Origin of the sequence: Bradyrhizobium nanningense (assembly GCF_004114535.1) — a bacterium.
Taxonomy (GTDB): Bacteria; Pseudomonadota; Alphaproteobacteria; order Rhizobiales; family Xanthobacteraceae; genus Bradyrhizobium; species Bradyrhizobium nanningense.
Window position 1 is genome coordinate 207,403 of record NZ_LBJC01000019.1, and the last position, 21,136, is coordinate 228,538.

Sequence of the window (21,136 nt, forward strand, 5' to 3'; positions counted from 1 at the left end):
TCCTTGTGGAGCCCTTGCCCGCGCCGCCAGGGCCTGCAGCGAAACCGGATTGACGCGCTCGGCACTGTCTGCAAGTCTCGAAAGATAAAGGCATTGCATGAGGTTAGTTCGCCCAAGGAACGAACCGCATGCTTAATCAATAAGCCGCCTTTGAACAGTTTCACGTCAGGAGAAACTTTTTATGTTGCACTTCATGCGCCGGGGGCCTCGCGCGCTTGCCTCCAAACTTGCGCTGTCTGTCGTCGCGCTTTCGACGGCGTTCGCCTCGCCGGTGCTCGCGGCCGGCAAGACCATCACGGCGGTGATGCATTCCGATCTGCGCATCATCGATCCGATCTTCACCACGGCCTACATCACGCGTGACCACGGCTACATGGTCTACGACACGCTGGTGGCCCCCGATTCGAGCTTCAAGATCCAGCCGCAGATGGCGGATTGGAAGATCTCCGACGACAAGCTCACCTACACCTTCACACTGCGCGACGGCCTGAAGTGGCATGACGGCGCACCGGTGACGGCGGAAGACTGCGTCGCTTCGCTGAAGCGCTGGGCCGCGGTCGACGGCATGGGCCAGAAGCTGATGGACTTCACCGCGAGCATCGAGGCGACCGATGCCAAGACCATCACGTTGAAGCTGAAGGAGCCCTACGGACTCGTGCTCGATTCCATCGGCAAGCCGTCCTCGCGCGTCGCCTTCATGATGCCGAAGCGCCTCGCCGAGACGCCGCCGGACAAGCAGATCCCCGAGCAGATCGGCTCGGGTCCCTTCAAGTTCGTGGCCTCGGAATTCCAGCCCGGGGTGAAGGCGGTCTACGTCAAGAACACCGACTACGTGCCGCGCAAGGAGCCGGCGAGCTGGACCTCCGGCGGCAAGGTGGCGAAGGTCGACCGCGTCGAATGGATCACGATGCCGGACTCGCAGACCGCGGTGAACGCGCTGCAGTCGGGCGACATCGATTTCATGGAGAACCTGCCGTACGACATGCTGCCGGTGCTGGAAGCGAACAAGGAGATCACGATCGAGGTCTCCAACAAGTTCGGCTTTCAGACGCTCGGCCGCATGAACTTCCTCTATCCGCCGTTCGATAACGTGAAGGTGCGACGTGCCGCTCTCTTGGCCATGAACCAGAAGGACGTTCTCGACGCGCTGGTCGGCAATGCCAAGTACCAGAAGATCTGTGGTGCCTTCTTCGTGTGCGACACCCCGTTCGCAACCGACGTCGGCGCCGAGACCCTCATCAAGGGCAACGGCATGGCGGAAGCCAAGAAGGCCCTCGCCGAGTCCGGCTATGACGGTACGCCGGTCGTGGTCATGGCCCCCGGCGACGTCACGACCCTGAAGGCCCAGCCGATCGTCGCCGCCCAGTTGCTGCGCGAGGCCGGCTTCAAGGTCGACCTGCAGGCGACCGATTGGCAGACGGTGGTGAGCCGTCGCGCCAGCCAGAAGCCGCCTAAGGAGGGCGGCTGGAACATGTTCTTCACCAACTGGGTCGCGGCCGACGTCTCCAACCCGATCGCCAATCTCTCGATCGGCGGCCAGGGCAAGAAGGGCGGCTGGTTCGGCTGGGCGGAAGACGCCAAGATCGAGCAGCTCAAGGACGCCTTCGTCCGCGCGCCTTCGATCGACGAGCAGAAGAAGATCGCGGCCGACATCCAGAAGGAAGCCTACGAGCAGGTTATCTACATCCCGCTCGGGCAGTACCTGCTGCCGAGCGGCTGGCGCAAATCCCTGACCGGCGTGCTCGATGGCCCGGCGACGCCGCTGTTCTGGAACGTCGACAAGTCGGAGTAAGGCCAAGTCGAACAAGGAAGGCGCCTCGCGCGCCTTTCACGCCGAACGTTACGCGGCGCCGCTTTCATCAGCGGCGTCGTGCGCCAGCCGCTCGCCAGGAGAACGTCGATGTTCCAACTCATGCGTCGGGGGCGTCTGTCGTTCGCCTCCAAACTTGCGCTGTCGATCGCGGCCCTTTCGGCACTGGCCTCGCCAGTGCTTGCCGCAGGCAAGACCATTACCGCTGTGATGCATTCGGATCTGCGTATCCTCGATCCGATCTTCACCAGTGCCTATATCTCGCGTGACCATGGCTACATGGTCTACGACACGCTGATCGCGACCGATTCCAACTTCAAGATCCAGCCGCAGATGGCGGATTGGAATATCTCCGACGACAAGCTGACCTATACCTTCACGCTGCGCGACGGCCTGAAGTGGCACGATGGGACGCCGGTCACGGCGGAAGATTGTGTTGCCTCCCTGAAGCGCTGGGCCGTGGTCGATGGCATGGGACAGCAGATGATGCTGTTCACCGCGAGCATCGAAGCGACCGATCCCAAGACCATCACACTGAAGCTGAAGGAGCCTTACGCGCTCGTGCTGGAATCGATCGGAAAGCCGTCCTCGCGGGTCGCTTTCATGATGCCGAAGCGTCTTGCCGACACGCCGGTGGACAAGCAGATTCCCGAGCAGATCGGCTCCGGTCCCTTCAAATTCGTGCAGGCTGAATTCCAGCCGGGCGTGAAGGCGATCTATGTCAAGAACACCGATTACGTGCCGCGCAAGGAGCCGGCGAGCTGGACGGCGGGCGGCAAGGTGGCGAAGGTCGACCGCGTCGAATGGATTACGATGCCGGACGCGCAGACGGCGTTGAACGCGCTTCAGTCGGGCGACATCGATTTCATGGAAAATCCCGCCATCGAGATGTTGCCCACCATCGAAGCCGACAAGGGGCTCAAGCTCGAAATTCTCAACAAGTTCGGATTCCAGACGGGCGCACGGATGAACTTCCTTCACCCGCCCTTCGACAACGTCAAGGTTCGCCGCGCGGCGTTTCTTGCGATCAAGCAGAAGGACGTGCTCGATGCGTTGATCGGCGATCCCAAGTATTACAAGACCTGCGCGGCGGCCTTCATCTGCGACACGCCGCTCGCGACGGACGTTGGCGGTGAAACCCTGGCCAAGGGCGGCGACATTGCCGCGGCCAGGAAGGCGCTGGCCGAATCCGGTTACGACGGAACACCTGTCGTGCTGATGGCGCCGGGCGACGTGCTGACGCTGAAGGCGCAACCCATTGTCGTCGCACAGCAACTGCGCGAAGCCGGCTTCAAGGTCGACCTGCAGGCCACCGACTGGCAGACGGTGGTGAGCCGTCGCGCCAGCCAGAAGCCCCCGAAGGAGGGCGGCTGGAACATGTTCATCACCAATTGGGTGAGCGCGGACGTGGACAACCCGATTACCAACGTCGCCGTCGGCGGGCAGGGCAAGAAGGGCGGCTGGTTCGGCTGGGCGGAGGATGCCAGGATCGAGCAGCTCAAGGATGCCTTCGTTCGTGCTGCCTCGCTCGAGGAGCGAAAGAAGATCGCGACAGAAATCCAGAAAGAGGCCTACGATCAGGTGCTCTACATGCCGCTCGGCCAGTATCAGGCGCCGAGCGCCTGGCGCAAGTCGCTGACCGGCGTGCTCGACGGCCCCGCGACGCCGGTGTTTTGGAACGTCGACAAATCGGAGTAAGCGGGGAGGCGATTCTCCCACCTTTTGCTGTCTTCATCCAGCGGCGCGGCTGTCATCAGCGGCGCCGTTGCCATTTGTCAGCTTCGCGTCAGCTGGAAACCGGTGGAGCTCTTAACCCTGCCGATTTCCAATCATTGCTATTTGTTTCAATATTGAAATAGATGTGTCGTCTTCACGCATCGTTTCCCTTTCTCCATTTGATCCCCGTGCCGATCGATTTTGCATTCCAGGCTATGGCCGAACGATCCGATCGCGCGCCGGCGCGTTGGCGGCGGCCTTTCCTGCGTTGGCTCGACGGCGTTGAGGCGGGCTGGGCGGTTCCGCTTCTCGTCGGCAGTTTCGTTGCGGTCTGGACGCTCTATCTGGCGATCGCCTATGCCGGCGGCGGCCTGCACCCTGATACGCTCGAGGCGTGGACCCTGGGGCAGCATTTCGCCTGGGGCTATCACAAGCATCCGCCCTTGAGCGGCTGGATTGCCGCGGGCTGGACCGCCGTCTTTCCGCTCAGCGACCGGTCATTGCAATTGATGGCGATGGTCAATGCGGGGCTCGCGCTGATCTTCGTCGATCTGATCTCGCGGCAGTTCGTCACTGGACACAAGCGCATCCTGGTGCTCTTGCTTCTGATGCTGACGCCGGCTTATCAATTCCATGCCCAGCGCTTCAACGCCAATTCGGTGCTGCTCGCGACCTGGCCGCTGGCCACCTGGTGCTTCCTGCGCGCATTCGAGACGCGCGCCCCGCTGTGGGCGGCGGCGGCCGGATGCACGACGGCGCTGGCGATGGTCGGCAAATATTATTCGATCTTTCTCGTCACCAGCTTTGCGCTTGCCGCACTGGCGCACCCGGCGCGGCGCGCCTATTTCACTTCCGCTTCGCCCTGGATCTCGGTCGTCATCGGGCTCGCGGCCCTGTCACCTCACATCTATTGGCTTGCGACCACGGGCGCGCCGACTTTCACCTACGCGCTGGCGCACGCAGGCGGAAACGCTGCGACCTCGTTCAGGGAGGTGAGATACTTTCTGCTGGGGCTCGTGGCGGCGATGAGCGTGTCAGCCGTGCTCTGGGTACTCGTCGCAGGAACGCGCTTGAAGCAGTTTCCGGCCGACTTCGCGGCGATGAGCCCGGGCCTGCGGCTATTGTTCTACGTCACGATCGGCACGATCGTGCTGCCGGTCACGACGTCGCTTGTGATGGGCACTGATCTGCCGTCGCTGTGGGCGTTGCAGGGGCTGTTCCTGTTCGCCGTTCTCGTGGTCTGCGGCACAAGCTACCCGATCGAGCGCTTCTACACCGTCAACCTCACCGTGACCGTGGCCGGCGTCGCGCTCGCGGCGGTTTCGATCGCCGCCCCGATCCATGCCGTCTGGCGCAACGATCACGGCTATGAGGAGGGCCGGAATCTCTACGCCCAGGCGGCCAGCGAAGTGACGCGCCAGTGGCGGGAGTTCACCGGCGAGCCCATGACGACCGTGAGTGGCGATGAGGCGCTGGCTTTTGCTACCGCGTTCTACAGCCCGGACCATCCACGCTTCGGACACGAGGATGTATTGGGATTGGCCCGCAAGACATTGCTCGATCGTGGCTGGGCCGCGCTGTGTTTCCGCGACCAGGAGCCTTGCATCCGATGGATGGAGCTGGCGTCCTCTCGGACCGGACATTTCGTCAGGCGCGAGTTCACCGTGCAGGCCACGCTGTGGGGGCGGCCCGGTCTTTCGCGGGAGGTGGTTGTGCTGATGGTGCGGCCCAGGGGAATCCGGATGATCCCCAAGAGCGCTGCGGATGATTTCAGCGCCAGCCGGCGCGCGACCGAGTAGACGTCGCGCTCAGCAATGGCTGTCGCGCAATTGCTCGAGGCCCTCGCTCGCAAAAGGCGTTGTCAACGCGGCCTGGCCGGTGCCTGGCTCGGAACCTTCCGTGCTCTGCTGTTCGACGTCGGCGTGATCTTCGCGGTGTTCCAGTTCCATCGCAGCGGCCCTTCAAAATTGCTGCAGGACAACATTGCGGCCGTCCGGAAGTTCCTCAGGCGACGGGACGATGATGCGGCTTGAACAGCCGACCCTTCTCGACCACCAGCACGATCGGGAGCGCAGTGAGCGTCGACAGGAAGAAGCCGACCGAGAACGGCAATAGCGTGCCGTCGAAGCTCTGTCCGATGGCCATGCCCACCACGATTCCGATCAGCGTCGTGATCGAGCCATAGAGCGAGGAGGCGGTGCCCGCGATGTGGCCCTGCGGCTCCATGGCGAGCGCGGTGAAGTTCGCGACCATCATGCCGAACGAGAACATCATCAGGGCGGAGAGCACCATGAACAAGCTCAGCGGCAGCATGCCGAGGCTTTCCGTCAACAGCATCACGCCCGCCACGATTGTGTAGAGCATCAGCGCGCCGTGCGAGATCACGCGCATGCCGAGCCGCCCGACCAGCCGCGCATTGAGGAAACCGGCGACGGCGGTGCCGGCCGCAATCGCGGCGAAGGCGAGCGGGAAGTAATGGCCGAGGTGATAGATGCCGGTGAAGACCTGCTGGGCGCAGAAGACATAGGCGAACAGCGCGCCGATGACGCTGCCGGCCGCCGTGGCATAGCCGATGGTCTGGCGATTGGTCACGGTCTGGCGGAACGCGGCGAGCACGTCGGCGGGCGCCAGCGACCTGCGTCCGGATTCGGGGAGGGTTTCAGGCAGCCGCAGCACGCACCATGCGAGCGCGAGCAGGCCGTACAGCATCAACACCACGAAGATGCCGCGCCACGCCGTCACCAGCAGCACCGCCTGTCCGAACGAGGGAGCGATCACGGGCACCGCGATGAACACCATCATGGCGAGTGACATCACGCTCGCCATGCGGCGGCCGACGTAGCAGTCGCGCACGATCGAGGTCGCGATCACGCGCGTCGCCGAAGTGCCTAGTCCCTGCAGCGCGCGCGCCAGCAGCAGCGTCTCGAACGAGGGCGCTGCGACCGCCAGCACACTTGCCACCGCGTAGACCGCCATCCCGCCGAGCAGCACCGGCCGGCGGCCGAAGCGATCCGACAAGGGCCCCATGACGAACTGGCCGGCGCCGAATCCGATCAAGAAGGTCGACAGCACCAGCTGGAGATGGTTGGCGACGGGAATGTTGAAGGCGGACCCGATATTGGGCAGCGCCGGCAACATCATGTCCATGGCGAGCGGATTCAGCGCCATGATGGACGCGATCACGATGACGAATTCCGGAAAACCCATTGGACGGTGTCCCGTGGACACCCAGGAATCGGCATTGACGTCGGACAAGCAGCTCACCTCTGAAATCGAGCAACCTTATCCATCGTTCATGCTGCGTTGCACAACCCATGTTTCGGGATGGCTGGCAGGCGGAGCAGGTGCGGACAAGAATTGGTGAGGAGCCGGTCCCCGCGCGAGCCCCAGCAGACCTGATCTTACCGGGAAGCGGCCCCTTGCCGGGTGTAGAGGCTGACATACCCGCCGGTATATTCCTCTTTCCAACCCCTCTCGCCGACCAGGAAGTGCCGCAGCTGGTCATGTGCTCTGATCCAGAGCACCGCGTCGATCTTGTACTTGCCGATCACCATGTCCCAGGTCGTCGCGTTGATGTCCCGCCGGATCAGCTTGAGATAGTCCCGCAGCAATTCGTCGGGGTAGGCGGTCGCCGCCCGGCCGTCGACGAAGAGGGGCACTGATCCCTGCGTTCTGAAGATCAGGAGCCCGCCGAGGTTCCAGTGGTTCAGCAGGTGCCCGCGCGAGGTGTGCGTCTCGAGATAGCGGGCATCCTCTTCCGAGAGCATGTCGGGCAATGCCAGCGCCGGTCTCACCTGCATGAATGTGAATGGCAGCAACAAGATGCCGACGACGCCTGCCGCCAGCATCGCGCGCTGGACCTCGAAGCTGCGGCGCTTCGGCAGCAGCCGGTCGATGTGCAGGGCCATCGGGACGCTTGAGAAGATGAAGAAGAACGCGGTGTATCTGAACTGATAGAGACCCAGAACCAGGAAGAGCCACGCCAGCACGCGCGCCTCGAGCGGAACGTGCGTGGCGTTGCGGTCTCGCAGCTCCAGGGCGACGAATATCAGCGCATAGGCGATGCCGGGAATGCTGCCCGGCAGCTCCATGTTGTGAAGATAGGATCGCCATTCGCTGATATCGGCCTGGACGAAATGACCGAGCGTCGCCGTCACGCCGTCATAGACATGCCATCCCAGCGGATTGACGAAGATCGCGATGAAGCACCCGACGCCCGCCAGGCAGTAATTGCGAAAGTCTGTCCAGTCCCGCCGCAGCAAAGCGATGCCGCAGAAGACGCCGAGAATCGGAAAGGCGAGCATGAAGCCGCCATGCAGGTTGACCCAGACGATCATCATCGGCGGCAACAGCAACCATCGTCGCCGCCGCAGGCATTCCCCGTAAAAGACGACCGCGAACAACATCGTCGCGATGTTCGGCGATGCCGCCAGATACATGTTGGGCGAGGCTTCGTAGCAGGGGTAGAGCAGGCACGCGGCGAAGACCGCAATGCAAACCGCCGGGGCCGAAGCGCCGCTGCTTAAGCCGCAGAAGGTGAGGTAGCCGGCGATGACCGCGCCGCAGGCGACGACCATGAGGACGATCCCGGCAAAGCCGGCCTGCTGATACAGCGCGCTGGCCATCACGTCCCAGAGCCAGGACAGATTGTACCATCGCTTGTCGCCAACGGTGAATGCCCACGGATCCTGCAAGGGGACTTCGCCCCGCTGCCTGATCAGGTCTCCGGCGGCGAGGTGCCAACCCAGATCATAATGGCCGAGCAGAAGCGGTCCGTTCGACAGGTAAAACACGGAGAGGAAGGCGATCAGGAAGACGTAGACCTCGACCCCGTGGAGGCGAGGTGCGGACGCCGCTTCTGTTCCCCCGATCCCGGACCGGGACCAATCCTCGCGCGCGTCCATCGGAGCTCTCACCATCGAAGCCAGCCGCTCCAGGCCTTGCATGTCCCTGGGTCTGCATCGACGGGGCAGACATCGTTCGCTTTAGGGGAAGACGATCTAAAGTGGAGTAAAGGCCAGCCGCGCCGCGCGGGCTCCGCGCGCGGAAAGGGAGCTTGGTAAACGAACGATTGCGTGCTCCGTGCGCGTCATGAGCTACAGGCGCGCTCGCCGAGGCGGCGGCTGTGCAAACGTCAGATCTCGTGGTGCGGGCAGCCGGGGTCGAACCGGCACAGCGCTTGCGCACCGAGGGATTTTAAGTCCCTTGCGTCTACCAATTCCGCCATGCCCGCTTGATCCAACGAGATCAAACACTTAAGTCCATCTCCGGCCGTCTGGAATTGGTGTTTTGCGTCACCGGGGGACGGTTCTTCCTTAAGCGAGCCGGGCGCACAAGGCAAAGCCTCAATCCGGACATCTGGTGTTGCTTTAGGCATTCTCAATCCACGGGGACTATTCATCCGGCATGGCTGCTTCGTTTTCCTCTTCCCTGCGCGGCTTTGGCGCGCTCCTTGCGCTGCTTGCGGCCGCCGCCGCGCTGTCGGGCTGCGCCAGCATGAGCGAGACGGTCGCGCCGGCCTTTGCCGATCCCGCCAAATACGAATTGTACGACTGCAAGCAGCTGGAGGGTGAGCGCAAGGCGCTCGCCAAGCGCACTGACGACTTGCGGGCGCTGATGGAAAAGGCCGAGACCGGAGCCGGAGGCGCTGTCGTGTCGGAGCTCGCTTATCGCAACGACTACATCGCGGTGCGCGGGCAGGCACAACTGGCCGAGGACGCCTGGCGCCGCAACAGGTGCCGGGAAACTCCGCCAGAGGCGACGCCGCCCGCGGCCCCTGCCAAGCCCGCGTCGAAATCGGGAAGAGCATCCCGCTGAGGTGCCATGCCGGCCGTGCTTCGCATCAAGGCCGCCAGCCGTAGATCCAATCCTGCCGCGCCAGCATGCGGTCCGGGCCGAGCGCGCGGATGGCAAGATCGCGCGCGAGCGCGAGCGGCCCGCTGAAATGATAGATGCGGCCCTGTTGCCGCGCGGTCCGCTGCACCCGCCGCACCCGCGCCTCGCGCGCACGGCCGTATTGCTTCAGCGCCGCGGCGATGCCCGCGGCGCTCTCGGCGGTCTCGAGGCTCAGATGACGGGCGAGCACCGCAGCATCCTCGATCGCCATGCCGGCGCCCTGGGCTGCAAAAGGCAGCATCGCATGCACGGCGTCGCCGAGCAGGGCCATCGGCCCTTTGCTCCAGGGACAGCCGTCGGGCACGCCGAACAGCGCCCATTTCCGCCAGCTGTCGACCGGGGCGAGCAGCATCCGCGCCGACGGCGGCCAGCGCGGGGCGGCGAAAGCGTCCATCACCTCGCGGGAATCGCCGGGCGTGCTCCAGCCCGGCCTGTTCCAGGTGCCCGGCAGCACCGCGACCACGTTGATCTGGCGTCCGCCCGCGATCGGATAGGCGACCAGATGGGCGTTCGGGCCCATCCAGAGCTGCACCCGGCGCGCGGTGTAGTCCTTTGGCAGTTGCGTGGCATCGAGCGTGCCGCGCCAGGCGATCAGCCCGGAGAAGCGCGGCTGCACCTCGGGAAACAGATGCTGGCGCACCGTCGACCAGATGCCGTCGGCGCCGATCAGCGCGCTGGCGAGATCGCTGCGGCGGATCGTGCCGCTGCGATGGACCACCGTCAGTCCCTTGGCATGAGGCGCGACGCCTTCGAAGGTCGCGCCCAGCTTCAGGTCGATATCGGGATGATCGGCAACGGCGCCGGCCAGCGCCGATTGCAGGTCGGCGCGGTGCACCACCCAATAGGGGGCACCGGCCCGCAGCGAGGCGGCTTCGCCGAGCGGCATGCGCAGCAGCTCGCCGCCGGCCCGCGCGCTCATGATCGAGAGCGCCTCCGGGACGACGGCGCGCAGCTTGAGACGTTCGGTGAGCCCGAGCTCGACCAGCACGCGGCTGGCGTTGGGGGAGAGCTGCAGGCCGGCGCCGACTTCCTCGAGGCGTTCGGCCTTTTCCAGCACGACGATGCGGAATCCGCGGGCGGCGAGCGCAAGCGCGGCCGTCAGTCCACCGATGCCGGCACCGGCGATGACAATCGTTCGGGAGAGCGCCACCCCTGACCGATGGACGCGGTCAGGCCACCTTGTCCTTCAGGACGCATTCCGGCGGGCGGGCTTCGCCCGCCTTCAGGTCGGCCGCGAAGCGGTATAGCGTCGAGCAATAGGGGCAGATGATCTCGTTGTCGTTGCCGAGGTCGAGGAACACGTGCGGATGGTCGAACGGAGGGTTGGCGCCCACGCACATGAACTCTTGCGAGCCGATCTCGATGACGGGAACACCGGCATCGTTATGGAAGTGCGGGACGACATGGTCGGACATCGTAACTCATCCTGGAGTGGCAATGGCGGCAGACACAATCAAGAACTGACGCGGCATCTTTAAGGCGCCGCGGACCATACTGGCGGGTGCAGATGATTGCTAGTCCGGCGGAACCGAAAGCTCCGCAATCGCCCCATGCTCATTTGCTCATGCAAATTCGACACAATCTTGAGGCCTGAGAGAAGCCCTTCTTTCGTCGGGGACGTTGTGTCGCAATTTTGGCATACTATGTCTGTGGACGAGCGCAATTGCGGCGAAAGACGATCATCAGGCGCAAACGATCCCAAGGACCGCTAGGCTTTTCCACATGAAGTGGCTGCGAATCACCACAGCGTTGACCGGTATCGCGGCCTGCGGCTTCATGCTCGCGCAGGTAGCACCGCACGCCCGTGAGGCCGGCGCGATCCTCGCCGCCCAGGACGATCCGGCCGCGCTCTCCGAGCTCAAGCTCGATCAAGTGCTGCGGCAGAACGACGGCTTGGTTCAGGGCAACATCGAGGCCGCGCTCGCCGCAGGCGATGCCAACCTCGCCGACAGTTTCGTCGCGCTGGCGCGCGACCGCAACATCGCGCTTCCGGACGACCTCCTGAACCGCGTCAGCGATGCGGTCAAAGCCGAGAGCTCCACCTCCCATTTCGCCAAACGATTTGTCACCGGCCTCGTCACCGGCAATGCCGACGACGTGGCGAGCCTGTCGGGAACGGTGGCCGGTGATCTCTTCGTGATCGGCGACATCAGGGACGTCGTCCGCGAGGGCAAACATCTCGCAATGGGCGAGGGAACCGACCGCCTCGTGCTCGGGCTTGCGGCCGCCGGCCTCGCGGTGACGGCGGCAACCTACGTCTCCGTCGGTGGTGCCGCGCCGGTGCGCGCCGGACTGACGCTGGTGAAGGATGCGCGCAAGGTCGGGCGGCTCGGCGAGGGGCTCGCCGTCTGGGCCGGCCGTTCCGCGCGTGAGGTCGTCGACACGCCGATGCTGCAGAACGCCGTGGCCAAGGGCTCCGTGTTCCGCCCGGGCGAGACCGTCAGCGCGATCAAGGCTGCGTTCCGGGCCGAGAAGGCCGGCGCGCTGGTGCGGCTCGGCAAGGACGTCACACGCGTCGCCGAGAAGACCGGCACGCGCGGGGCGATGGATACGTTGCGCATCGCCGAAGGTCCGAAGGACGTCGCGCGCGCGGCGCGGCTTGCGGAAGCGCAAGGCGGCAAGACGCGCGCGATCATGAAGCTCTTGGGCCGGGGCGCGCTGCTGCTGATCGGCGGTGCGTTCGATCTGGCGATGTGGCTGTTCGGCGCGATGCTGACGCTGTTTGGTCTTCTTTCGTCCATCAAGGCGACCACCGAGCGCCTGACCCAGGCCTGGTGCGATCGCAAGAGGGCGCGGCGGCTTCGCCGGGCGCAGATCGCAGCTGAAGCTGCGCTGGCGAACTCCGCCGTCACGGCCTAAGATCAACCATTCCCCTCAAGACCTCACGGAACTGATGATGCCGAGCTTTCACAACGGCGCCGTTGAAATTGCCTATCTCGACGAAGGCGAGGGCGATCCGATCATCCTGGTGCACGGCTTTGCCTCGAGCAAGAACGTGAACTGGGTCTATCCGACTTGGGTTTCGGAGCTGCGCAAGAACGGCCGCCGCGTGATTGCGCTCGACAATCGCGGCCATGGCGACAGCGCGAAGCTCTACGAGCCCGCGCAATATTCTATACCCGTGATGGCCGGCGACGTGCTCGCGCTGATGGATCACCTCGCCATCCCCCAGGCCGACATCATGGGCTATTCGATGGGCGGGCGGATGGCGGCGTGGCTCTCCCTCAACGAGCCGCAGCGCTTGCGCTCGGCGATCCTCGGCGGCATCGGCATCGGCGGCCTGATCGAGGGCACCGGTCCCGGCGAGAACGTGGCGAAAGCGCTGGAGGCGCCCTCGCTGGATGACGTCAGCGATCCCGTGGGGCGCACCTTCCGTGCGTTCGCCGACCAGACCCGCTCCGATCATCGTGCGCTCGCCGCCTGCCTGCGCGGCACGCGCGATCTCATGACCAGGGACGAAGCCGCGCGCATCGACGTGCCGGTGCTGATCGCGGTCGGCTCCACCGACGACGTCGCCGGCTCCGCCAGCGCGCTCGGCGCGATCATCCCCGGCTCGGAAGTGCTCGACATTCCGAACCGCGACCACATGCGCGCAGTCGGCGACAAGGTCTACAAGACCGGCGTGCTGGATTTCCTGTCGCGCCGCGGCTGAGGCAGCGTTGTTTGAGGCGAGGGGGGTGCCTGATTATCCTGAAATGTCCCATCACGAGGGACATCCACCCCCTTCGCGATAACCGTCCACTCCTTCATGCACAGCGTTCTGGAGTCCGCTAAGGGCGCTGATGAGACGTCAGATCGCAGCGGGTACGTACGTCGGCAAGGGGCCAATTCCCGACTCATGCACCGCAGCAAACAGGCTCTCTATTCGATCACCTTGTCGGCTCGGGCGAGTAGCGTCGGCGGGACCTCGAGGCCGAGCACGTTCGCGGTCCTAAGATTGATCACCAACTCGAACTTGGTAGGCTGTTGCACCGGCAAATCACCTGGCTTTGCGCCATTGAAGATCTTCTCGACAAAGGCTGCGAGCTGAAAATAGAGGTCAGAATAATTTACCGCATAGGCGATCAGTCCCCCGGCTTCGACGAACTCGCGGGCTGGGAAGACGGCGGGCACACGATTGCGGGCCACCCATTCAACGATCTTTTGTTGATACATTTGGGTGAGACCGTCTGCCCCAACGACGAGGCCGTCAATGCGCTGTCGGACCACCAGTTCGAATGCGCGGCTCAGGTCACTCTCGCTCCGCACGTCAAGAAGCTCAGCCTCGAGACCCAGCGAGCGCGCCGCTGCCTTTGTCTCTTCCCATTCGGCTGGGACAGCTAGATTGCCCATGTTGTGAAGCAACGCAACTCGTGTGAGACTCGGAACCAGCTCTTTGAGGACCTCAACCCGTTTCGCTGTCAGCTCGGTGCTGAAGGTAATCACCCCCGTCATGTTGCCTGCCGGCCGCGCGAAGCTCGCTACGATCGCACCGGGACCGCCCATTGTCATCATGACCACTGGAATCGTTCCGGTCGCTTTTTGGACCGCCGTGGTGGCAGGGGTGCCTCTCGTCAGGATCAGGTCGACGTTGAGGCCAACTAATTCGGATGCGAGATCTGGAAACCGCTCGGCCCGACCGTCGGCCGACCGATACTCGATGATCAAATTTCGTCCTTCGAAGAAACCGAAATCGCGCAGACCTTTGCGCAGGGCCTCAAGATTGGCGGCGTTCCGTGCCGCCGGTATTGGCTCCAGAATCCCGATACGATAGACTTTCCCGCCTCGCTGCGCGCGCGCTACGAGCGGCCCGGCCGCCGCGCCGCCGAGCAGCGTGATGAATGAGCGCCGGTTCATTGCCCGGTCCCTCCGTTCTTGCGGCCGAAAGGATAACACACCTTATTGCGGCAGGAGACTGCCGCGCTGCGGGATTTCGATCTAACTCATGTCGCAGATGGGTCACAATGCGAATGACTCAACCTGAGCAAATCTGGCGCGCCATGCCTCGCTAAGCGGACCTCAACGAGATGCGCCGCGCTTCGCTGATGAGCCAACAGCAGAAGTTGACCCCATCAATCAATCGCGCGGCCTGCAGCGGCTGCCTCTAGGATCAAATACAGCAACTGGGACGACCAGATGTCTGTAGCCCACTCCCCGAGCCGGACAGGGATTAAGGCGAAGCGCCCTCGACCGCATGGGTGTGATACTTGGCATATTTCTCACCGATGCGTCGTACTTGCACGTGTTCCGGATCGTTCCGCCAGGCTTGAAGCGCTTCCATGCTCGGATACATGTCAATAACGACTCGCTTGGGCGCCTCTCCGTCCACAGCTACGACCTGAGAGCCGCTAGCCGCCACACCTGCAGCTGCGATCAGCCGTCCGCCATGTGCCTTAATGATCTCCCTGGCTTTCCGCTCGCGCGGAAACGGCAGTGATATGCAGGCTCAAATCGAGAGAATTCCACAACCATGAGTGTGCCCCGAGGCACCGATAATTTGCAGACGAGATCGGACGTCGCCGCGACGGCGATGTCCGAGGGGCAGTTAGGCTGATCTATTGCTGCGACGTTTGCCGCTGCATGTCAGTGGCGCCATGCCGCAACGCCGGCTGTCAGCCGCCAGACCCGAGCAAAAACGCATCGACCGACGCAGCTAATCGGTCCGCCACTTGCATGACCTGCGGTTGAGGAGGCAGCGAACCTTTAGAATGGACTGCCAGCCCAGTGCCAGCGGCAAGAACAGCTATTGCGATCGCAGCGAGATATTGAGTCCTCATGGCGATGGTCCTGTCCTGTCATCACCTCAAAACTAACCAGACAACCCCAGAAATGGTTCCCGAGCCGCCTAGGAAGGCCCCCAAGCATGACTTTGTTTGCGCAGCTTAGTCAGTGGCTGGTATTCAGGTGAGTTGTACCAAGCGGCCAGCGAGTGCTTGTCAGGAAATTCGGTAATGACGACATGCTGCGGCTTTCAATGGCCGCCTTTCGGGAACTGATGCGCGTTATATCCTTTGTCAGATAGCGCCCACCGAATTTGTCGATCATAGGTGCAAGCTTGATTCGATATCTTAAAATATCGCGGGCTCCGTGATGATGTGTGATGTATTCAGCGACAGGTAAGCCTTTTGGCAGAGGCCAGTCTCCGCTTTGATTTTCATGCCGGAAGATTATCACACCCACCAGCGCACCAGCCCACCAGCGGCAGGGTCAGCGGCCGGTATTGCGCGGTTCAAAGTGTCGGTGCGGGGACGCGCGACTGCCCGCCTGACAATATCTTACGATCTTGTTTCCCAATTTTGCCTCGCGCAAGCGACCGCCGGCGAGCTCGCTGGACATGGGCCTAATCCGGAGTGAGCGGCTTGCGCAATTCTCAATGTTTCGGCCGTAATTGGCCAAGCTCCCAAATGATTTCATTCCATCGGGGATCTCCGCGCGCAGGCAGCGAGTTTCAGTAGCCGCGGTCCGCCCGCCGCTCCGCGTTCGCTCTTTCTTCGTGTGTGATACCTTTGCGTAGTGTACGATTGTTCGACATCGAGAGCGAGCGCCAGGCCATGAGAGGCGTCACGGAGTGGCTGGAGTCAATTGGCTTATCGGAATACGCCCGGCGCTTCGCCGAAAACGGCATCGACCTCTCGGTCGTCCACGACCTGACAGAACAGGATCTAAAGGAGCTGGGCGTCTTGCTAGGTCATCGGCGCAAGCTGATGCGCGCCATCGCAGAGCTTGATGACGAAGCTAGGCCTTTGGCTAAAACAGAGCTTTACCTGAACCGACCGGATGAGGGCGAGCGGCGTCATCTTACAGTGATGTTTTGTGACTTGGTTGGCTCCACAGCCCTTGCGGCGCGACTGGACCCGGAGGATATGCGAACGCTGATTGGCGCGTATCACAGTTGCATCACCGAAGTCATAAGCCGCTATCAGGGAAAGATTGCCCGTTACATGGGCGACGGGGTGCTGATCTATTTCGGCTATCCGAAAGCGCACGAGGATGATGCCGAACAGGCTGTGCGCGCCGCCCTTGCAATCATTGATGCCGTAGCGAGCATCCGGAATGTCGCTGCTGCCCTGGAGGTTCGCGTCGGCATTGCGACAGGCACTGTAGTGGTCACCGAGCTTCTGATTGGGAGTGTTCCGGCGGAGCAAGCCGTTGTTGGTGAGACGCCGAACCTCGCCGCGCGGCTACAAGCGATGGCGGAGCCGGGATCTGTGTTGATCTGCGCGAGGACGCGCCGGCTCGCCGGGGGGGAGTTCGAGTACTGCGAGCTGGATCCCGTCGCGCTGAAAGGCTGGGCGGAGCCGGTCCGGGCCTGTCAGGTTCTGCGGACCAGCGGTGTCGAGAGCCGATTCGAGGCGATGCACACCACCAAGCTGCCACCGTTGTTCGGGCGTGACGAGGAGATGGAGCTGTTGTTACGCCGCTGGCGACAAGCCGTACAGGAAGAAGGTCGGGTGGTGACACTTACCGGCGAGCCAGGTATCGGCAAGTCCCACATTGCGTCGGCGCTCAACGAGCGGCTTCAGGCTGAATCCCACGCCACTCTCCGCTATTTCTGCTCCGAGCATCATACCCACAGTGCATTGTTCCCCTTCATCAACCAACTCGAACGTGCTGCCGGATTTAAGCACAGGGACTCGCCTCGGGAGAAGCTATCCAAACTGGACGCTCTGTTAGCGCAATCCACACGAAATCCCGAACACTTGGCAGTCTTGGCAAACTTATTGGTGCTGCCGGCGGATGATCACCACCGGCTGCAGGACCTCACTCCACAAAAACGTAAAGAGAAGACCTTCGCAGCACTATTGGCCCAGCTTGATGGATTAGCGGCGAGGCAGCCGGTCTTACTCATTTTCGAAGATGTACATTGGATTGATCCAACCTCACTTGAGCTGCTCGGAGTTGCGGTGGAGCATGTGCCTCAGCTTAGGGCACTGGTGCTGATCACGGCGAGAGCCGAATTCACTCCCCCCTGGCCGAGTTATCCTCACACCACCATCATCCCGCTTACCCGACTTAGCCGACGTAACGGCACAGCGTTGGTCCTGCGGGTGACCGGAGGCAAAACCCTCCCCAAGGAGGTAATGGAGCGTATTCTCGCACACACGGATGGCGTGCCCCTATTTGTCGAGGAGTTAACAAAGATGGTTTTGGAAGGCGGGCTTTTGCGAGAGCGTGACGGTGAATATGTTCTTGAGGGGCCTCTGCCGTCATTCGCAATCCCAACCACTTTGCAGGCTTCGCTGATGGCCCGCCTTGATCGGTTGTCACCGGTGCGGGATGTGGCTCAAATCGGTGCTGTCGCAGGGCGAGATTTTCACTACGAGCTTCTGAGCGCCGTCGCCGGGCTGCCGAAGCAGAGGTTGGACGAAGCTCTTGATCAGTTGGTCCGTTCGGAACTGATGTTCTGCAGGGGGGAAAATCCACACGCGGTATACACGTTCAAGCACGCTTTGGTGCGAGACGCCGCATATGCTGGGCTCCTGAAGAGCCGCCGCGTGCAACTGCACGCCGCTATCGCGAAGGCGCTCGAGCAGAAATTCCCCGAAGCTGTGCGGACGCAGCCCGAGATTATCGCATACCACTATACACAGGCCAAGAATCACAAACGGGCCTTACACTACTGGTACGAAGCAGGCAGACAGTCAGCGGCTCGCTCGGCGCACAATGAAGCGGTCCGTCACCTGAAGCAAGGGTTGGATCAGATTCCGCAGATCGACGACCCGATACTCCGCAACAAGTCGGAGTTGCTGCTACAGATAGCACTCGGCAACGCTCTCCGGGCAACTAAGGGGTGGAGCACTGACAGCGTCAAGCATGCGTACACGCGAGCGCTTCAACTCTGCAAAGAGAGTGGGCTTGACGAACATGTCTTGCCTGCGATCTTTGGTTTATGGACGTGGAACTTCGTTCACGCATCGCTTGGTGAAGCTCAAGCTCTTGCACAACATTTGCTGGATAGTGCCGAGAGGGCGGATAACTCGGTTTTCAGGGTTCTTGCCCACGAGGCTGTAGGGTTTACATTGTTCGCCCAGGGGAAATTTGCCGATGCTCACGCGGAGCTGGAACGTAGTCTTGGCCTCTGTGAGGACAGTAAGGCTGCAGAATACCTTGACCTGTCGGCACAAGACCCCCGAATTCATGTCCGGGTATACGACGGCATGACCCTCTGCTTACTCGGTCATCCAGATCGAGCTTTGCGAATGTGCACGGAGGCACGCCGATACGCAGATGCATCTCAACATCCCTTCAGTGAGGCAATCGCACGAACGATAAGCCTTCGCGTGCATCAGCTTCGGGGCGATGCCACCGCTGTCGCTGCGGAGGCGAACGTCGCAGTTGCGTTCTGCGAAGAACATCAGTTTGCGCACTATCTGGCCATGGCCCTGATTTTGCGGGGATGGGCGAGCGCTTACCAAGGCAACTTTGAGAGAGGTCTCGCCGAAATTCAGGAGGGCTTGGAACAAGAACGCGCCACTGGCGCGCTATTGTTTGAGACTTACGCTTTAGGGCTATTAGCGGACGCATGCATAGAGCACGAACACTACGGGAAGGCGCTCGACTTTCTGAAGCAGGCGCAATTAAGGCTCAATGAGGAGAATTCCGAACGCTTTTACGAGGCTGAGATATATCGTTTGTTCGCCGAAGCCTACCTCCGATCGAATCATGACTTGGATCAGGCGGAGTTCTACTTTTCTAAAGGCCTTGATGTTGCGCGCGAACAAGAAGCGAAGTCGCTGGAACTTAGACTTTGTTTGAGCATGTGTGACCTGAGCGAACTGAGACACAACGCAGACAGGTATCGCTTACAACTCGGCGCGATTTACGGATCGTTTAGCGAAGGGTTTGAAACTCCGGACCTTGTCAGAGCCAAGGCAAGATTAGAAAGCGCTGGGTGCTGATCAGCTTTGGATTTCTTGGGTCGAAATGCGACCAGGGAGGGCCGCTTGTGGTCCCAAAGCGGACATCCTGCAGACACGCCACTTCTGCTGTGGGCGCTGTTATCGGACTCTAGTTCTTTGCCGACGCGGATAGGCTGTTGAACGCCAAGTCAGTTCCGGGTGTTCATTTTCGACGAAGCGATCGCTGCTCGGACGAAACCAGGCGCGACGACGCTTCACCCCAATCTCATCCCGCTTTGATGTCATCCCCAAAACGGCGCGTCAGCGCCGTCAGCACCACGAAGGTGGCGACCCACACCATCCGCGCGCCGTAGCGGTCGTGGGGGCCCGAGATCACGCCGCAGATGAAGGCGTTGCCGAGCAAGGCCAGCGTTACGGTCGCCGCCAGCAGCGTCAGATCGTCGAGCCGGCGGCTGGCGAGCGCATGCGCCAGCAGCGCGACCAGCGCCAGCATCGAGGCCAGCGCGACGGGGACATGCAGCCAGTTGACGTCGTCGAAATTGATCGCCCAGTGCTGCTGCCGTGCCGCGCGCATCGGCGCGACCTGCGCGGGGACGTAGCGCTCGATGATGCCGTAGGTGTGCGGGATCCAGCCATTGGTGCCTTCGCCGGTCGCGACATGCAGCAATTGCTGGCCCATCGCCCGCAGCGCCGCGCCGGCCTGCCAGGCCGGATAGTCTTTGAGCGACTGCACGACGATGTAACCCATCTCGTCGTTCATGCCTTCAAAGCGGCCGAGCGTGTTGAACATGCTCTTGCCCCACAGGAACTCGTCTGCGGTCGCCGGCAGTTCATTGCGATACGGACAGAGCTTGTAGCGCTCGCGCGGGCAATGGTCGTTGAGATAGCGCGCGACGATGCCGTCCTGCATCATGCGGCCGAAGGCGACGCCGTAACCGCCGGGCGTCCAGGCGAGCTTGCCGGACAGCGCATAATTTGCCGAGACCAGCATCAGGCCGCCCGCAACGATGGTGAGGCTCGCCTGTGCCAATCCGGCCAGCGCAAGGCGCTCTTTAAGAAACGGCCGCGCCATCCAGCCCACGGCGCAAAGGCCGAGCAGCACGCCGAGCGTGGCGCTGTGGGTCGCCGCGGCAAAGGCGGTGAAGACGAAGAGCGAGATCTTTTCCAGCACCGAAGTGCGGCTTGCGCCGACGGCCAGCAGGAACAGCGACAGCACCGAGAGGCCGGCGAAGATGTCGGTGAGCAGCATGCTCGCAAGCCAGGGCAGCGCGGTCGACACGATCAGGCCGAGGCTGATCGCAACGAAGCGGAAGGTCTGCATCATCGAGAGCACGCGAAGGGTGAGCTGCAACAGCCACAACGTCGCCAGCGACTGGACCGCGAGGTTGATCCAGAAACCGAAACTCTCGCCATAATGCAGATAGAGCCCGAACATTGTGGAGCGGCTGGGGACGAGATAGCCCTCGTACCAGCGCGCGAGATAGCCGCCGGTATCCCATTGCAACAGCGGATAGCCATTCCAGAACGCCGGCGCGATCATCAGGAGGGGCAGGGCCACCGCCGCCAGACGCAGCCAAAGCGAGCCCGCGGCGCGCGCGCGCAATTGATCGGTGGTGATGCTCAAATCCGCTCCCGTCCTCGCTTCGGACCATGCTCGCAATAGCGGCTCAAAGAGAATTCACCAATAGTTTGACGCCGCCTGGCTTGAATTTGGCAAAACTCTGACCACCTTGAGCCGACCTTGCCGCTTGGGGGCGTCGGAAGAAACTGTTGTGTTTCAACGTCTTGGTATGCTTTCGCGGGGCAAGCCAAAGTTCACTCTCAGGCAAGCCGGTCAGGACTTTGTCGCCTAGACTATGCTATAGAACCGGTCAAA

General features: G+C 62.4%; 15 protein-coding genes, 1 tRNA gene and 1 pseudogene. 8 read left to right on the plus strand and 9 right to left on the minus strand.

Annotation, left to right across the window (positions count from 1 at the left end; translation table 11 throughout):
* The first annotated feature begins 181 nt into the window (after positions 1-181).
* The 4 genes from XH84_RS12630 to XH84_RS39695 all read left to right on the plus strand — a co-directional run bounded on the left by XH84_RS12630 (position 182) and on the right by XH84_RS39695 (position 5,559).
* Positions 182-1,792 (plus strand): ABC transporter substrate-binding protein, encoded by a 1,611-nt coding sequence (locus XH84_RS12630; RefSeq protein ID WP_128920928.1) that lies wholly within the window; start codon positions 182-184, stop codon positions 1,790-1,792.
* A gap of 108 nt (positions 1,793-1,900) precedes the next feature.
* Positions 1,901-3,508, plus strand: coding sequence for an ABC transporter substrate-binding protein (locus tag XH84_RS12635; protein ID WP_128920929.1), 1,608 nt, complete (start codon positions 1,901-1,903; stop codon positions 3,506-3,508).
* A 233-nt stretch (positions 3,509-3,741) separates the two neighbouring features.
* Positions 3,742-5,325 carry a glycosyltransferase family 39 protein gene (locus XH84_RS12640; RefSeq protein WP_347338767.1) on the plus strand — a complete coding sequence of 528 codons (1,584 nt, stop codon included), beginning with the start codon at positions 3,742-3,744 and terminating at the stop codon, positions 5,323-5,325.
* A 15-nt stretch (positions 5,326-5,340) separates the two neighbouring features.
* Positions 5,341-5,559, plus strand: a complete 219-nt coding sequence (locus tag XH84_RS39695; protein ID WP_164936446.1) for a hypothetical protein — start codon at positions 5,341-5,343, stop codon at positions 5,557-5,559.
* On the opposite strand, the gene XH84_RS12645 is transcribed toward XH84_RS39695, so the two are convergent.
* The 3 genes from XH84_RS12645 to XH84_RS12655 all read right to left on the minus strand — a co-directional run bounded on the left by XH84_RS12645 (position 5,531) and on the right by XH84_RS12655 (position 8,759).
* A complete protein-coding gene (locus tag XH84_RS12645) occupies positions 5,531-6,781 on the minus strand; it encodes a multidrug effflux MFS transporter (protein ID WP_128920931.1) in 1,251 nt (416 codons plus the stop codon). The genes XH84_RS39695 and XH84_RS12645 overlap by 29 nt on opposite strands.
* Before the next feature lie 146 nt (positions 6,782-6,927).
* The gene (locus tag XH84_RS12650) at positions 6,928-8,430 is read right to left on the minus strand and encodes a hypothetical protein (RefSeq protein WP_128920982.1); all 1,503 of its coding nucleotides are present in this window, start codon (positions 8,428-8,430) and stop codon (positions 6,928-6,930) included.
* A gap of 240 nt (positions 8,431-8,670) precedes the next feature.
* Positions 8,671-8,759: transfer RNA gene (locus tag XH84_RS12655), tRNA-Leu, on the minus strand.
* Between the two features lie 173 nt (positions 8,760-8,932).
* On the opposite strand from XH84_RS12655, the gene XH84_RS12660 reads away from it, so the two are divergent.
* On the plus strand, positions 8,933-9,343 hold the full coding sequence (locus XH84_RS12660; protein ID WP_128920932.1) for a twin-arginine translocation pathway signal: 411 nt from the start codon (positions 8,933-8,935) through the stop codon (positions 9,341-9,343).
* Between the two features lie 25 nt (positions 9,344-9,368).
* Here the strand turns inward: XH84_RS12660 and XH84_RS12665 are convergent, their stop codons facing one another.
* Positions 9,369-10,571, minus strand: a complete 1,203-nt coding sequence (locus tag XH84_RS12665) for an FAD-dependent monooxygenase (protein ID WP_128920933.1) — start codon at positions 10,569-10,571, stop codon at positions 9,369-9,371.
* A gap of 19 nt (positions 10,572-10,590) precedes the next feature.
* Positions 10,591-10,836, minus strand: a complete 246-nt coding sequence (locus XH84_RS12670; RefSeq protein WP_007602543.1) for a zinc-finger domain-containing protein — start codon at positions 10,834-10,836, stop codon at positions 10,591-10,593.
* A 307-nt stretch (positions 10,837-11,143) separates the two neighbouring features.
* Between XH84_RS12670 and XH84_RS12675 the strand changes: the two genes are divergently transcribed.
* Together XH84_RS12675 and XH84_RS12680 are read left to right on the plus strand one after the other, a co-directional pair.
* The gene (locus XH84_RS12675; protein ID WP_128920934.1) at positions 11,144-12,280 is read left to right on the plus strand and encodes a hypothetical protein; all 1,137 of its coding nucleotides are present in this window, start codon (positions 11,144-11,146) and stop codon (positions 12,278-12,280) included.
* Positions 12,281-12,317: 37 nt separating this feature from the next.
* Positions 12,318-13,073 (plus strand): alpha/beta fold hydrolase, encoded by a 756-nt coding sequence (locus XH84_RS12680; protein WP_128920935.1) that lies wholly within the window; start codon positions 12,318-12,320, stop codon positions 13,071-13,073.
* 209 nt (positions 13,074-13,282) lie between these two features.
* Here the strand turns inward: XH84_RS12680 and XH84_RS12685 are convergent, their stop codons facing one another.
* The 3 genes and pseudogenes from XH84_RS12685 to XH84_RS41860 form a co-directional block, all read right to left on the minus strand.
* Positions 13,283-14,257 carry an ABC transporter substrate-binding protein gene (locus XH84_RS12685; protein ID WP_128920936.1) on the minus strand — a complete coding sequence of 325 codons (975 nt, stop codon included), beginning with the start codon at positions 14,255-14,257 and terminating at the stop codon, positions 13,283-13,285.
* A gap of 313 nt (positions 14,258-14,570) precedes the next feature.
* Positions 14,571-14,840: a DUF1330 domain-containing protein gene (locus XH84_RS12690; RefSeq protein ID WP_128920983.1), complete on the minus strand. Its 270-nt coding sequence runs from the start codon at positions 14,838-14,840 to the stop codon at positions 14,571-14,573.
* Between the two features lie 405 nt (positions 14,841-15,245).
* Positions 15,246-15,356 (minus strand): annotated as a pseudogene (locus XH84_RS41860) (DUF1330 domain-containing protein); the annotation flags it as partial.
* A 565-nt stretch (positions 15,357-15,921) separates the two neighbouring features.
* Here XH84_RS41860 and XH84_RS12700 point away from each other — a divergent pair.
* Positions 15,922-19,299: an adenylate/guanylate cyclase domain-containing protein gene (locus tag XH84_RS12700; protein ID WP_245471708.1), complete on the plus strand. Its 3,378-nt coding sequence runs from the start codon at positions 15,922-15,924 to the stop codon at positions 19,297-19,299.
* A 226-nt stretch (positions 19,300-19,525) separates the two neighbouring features.
* On the opposite strand, the gene XH84_RS12705 is transcribed toward XH84_RS12700, so the two are convergent.
* Positions 19,526-20,884, minus strand: coding sequence for a hypothetical protein (locus tag XH84_RS12705; RefSeq protein ID WP_164936447.1), 1,359 nt, complete (start codon positions 20,882-20,884; stop codon positions 19,526-19,528).
* Positions 20,885-21,136 lie beyond the last annotated feature (252 nt).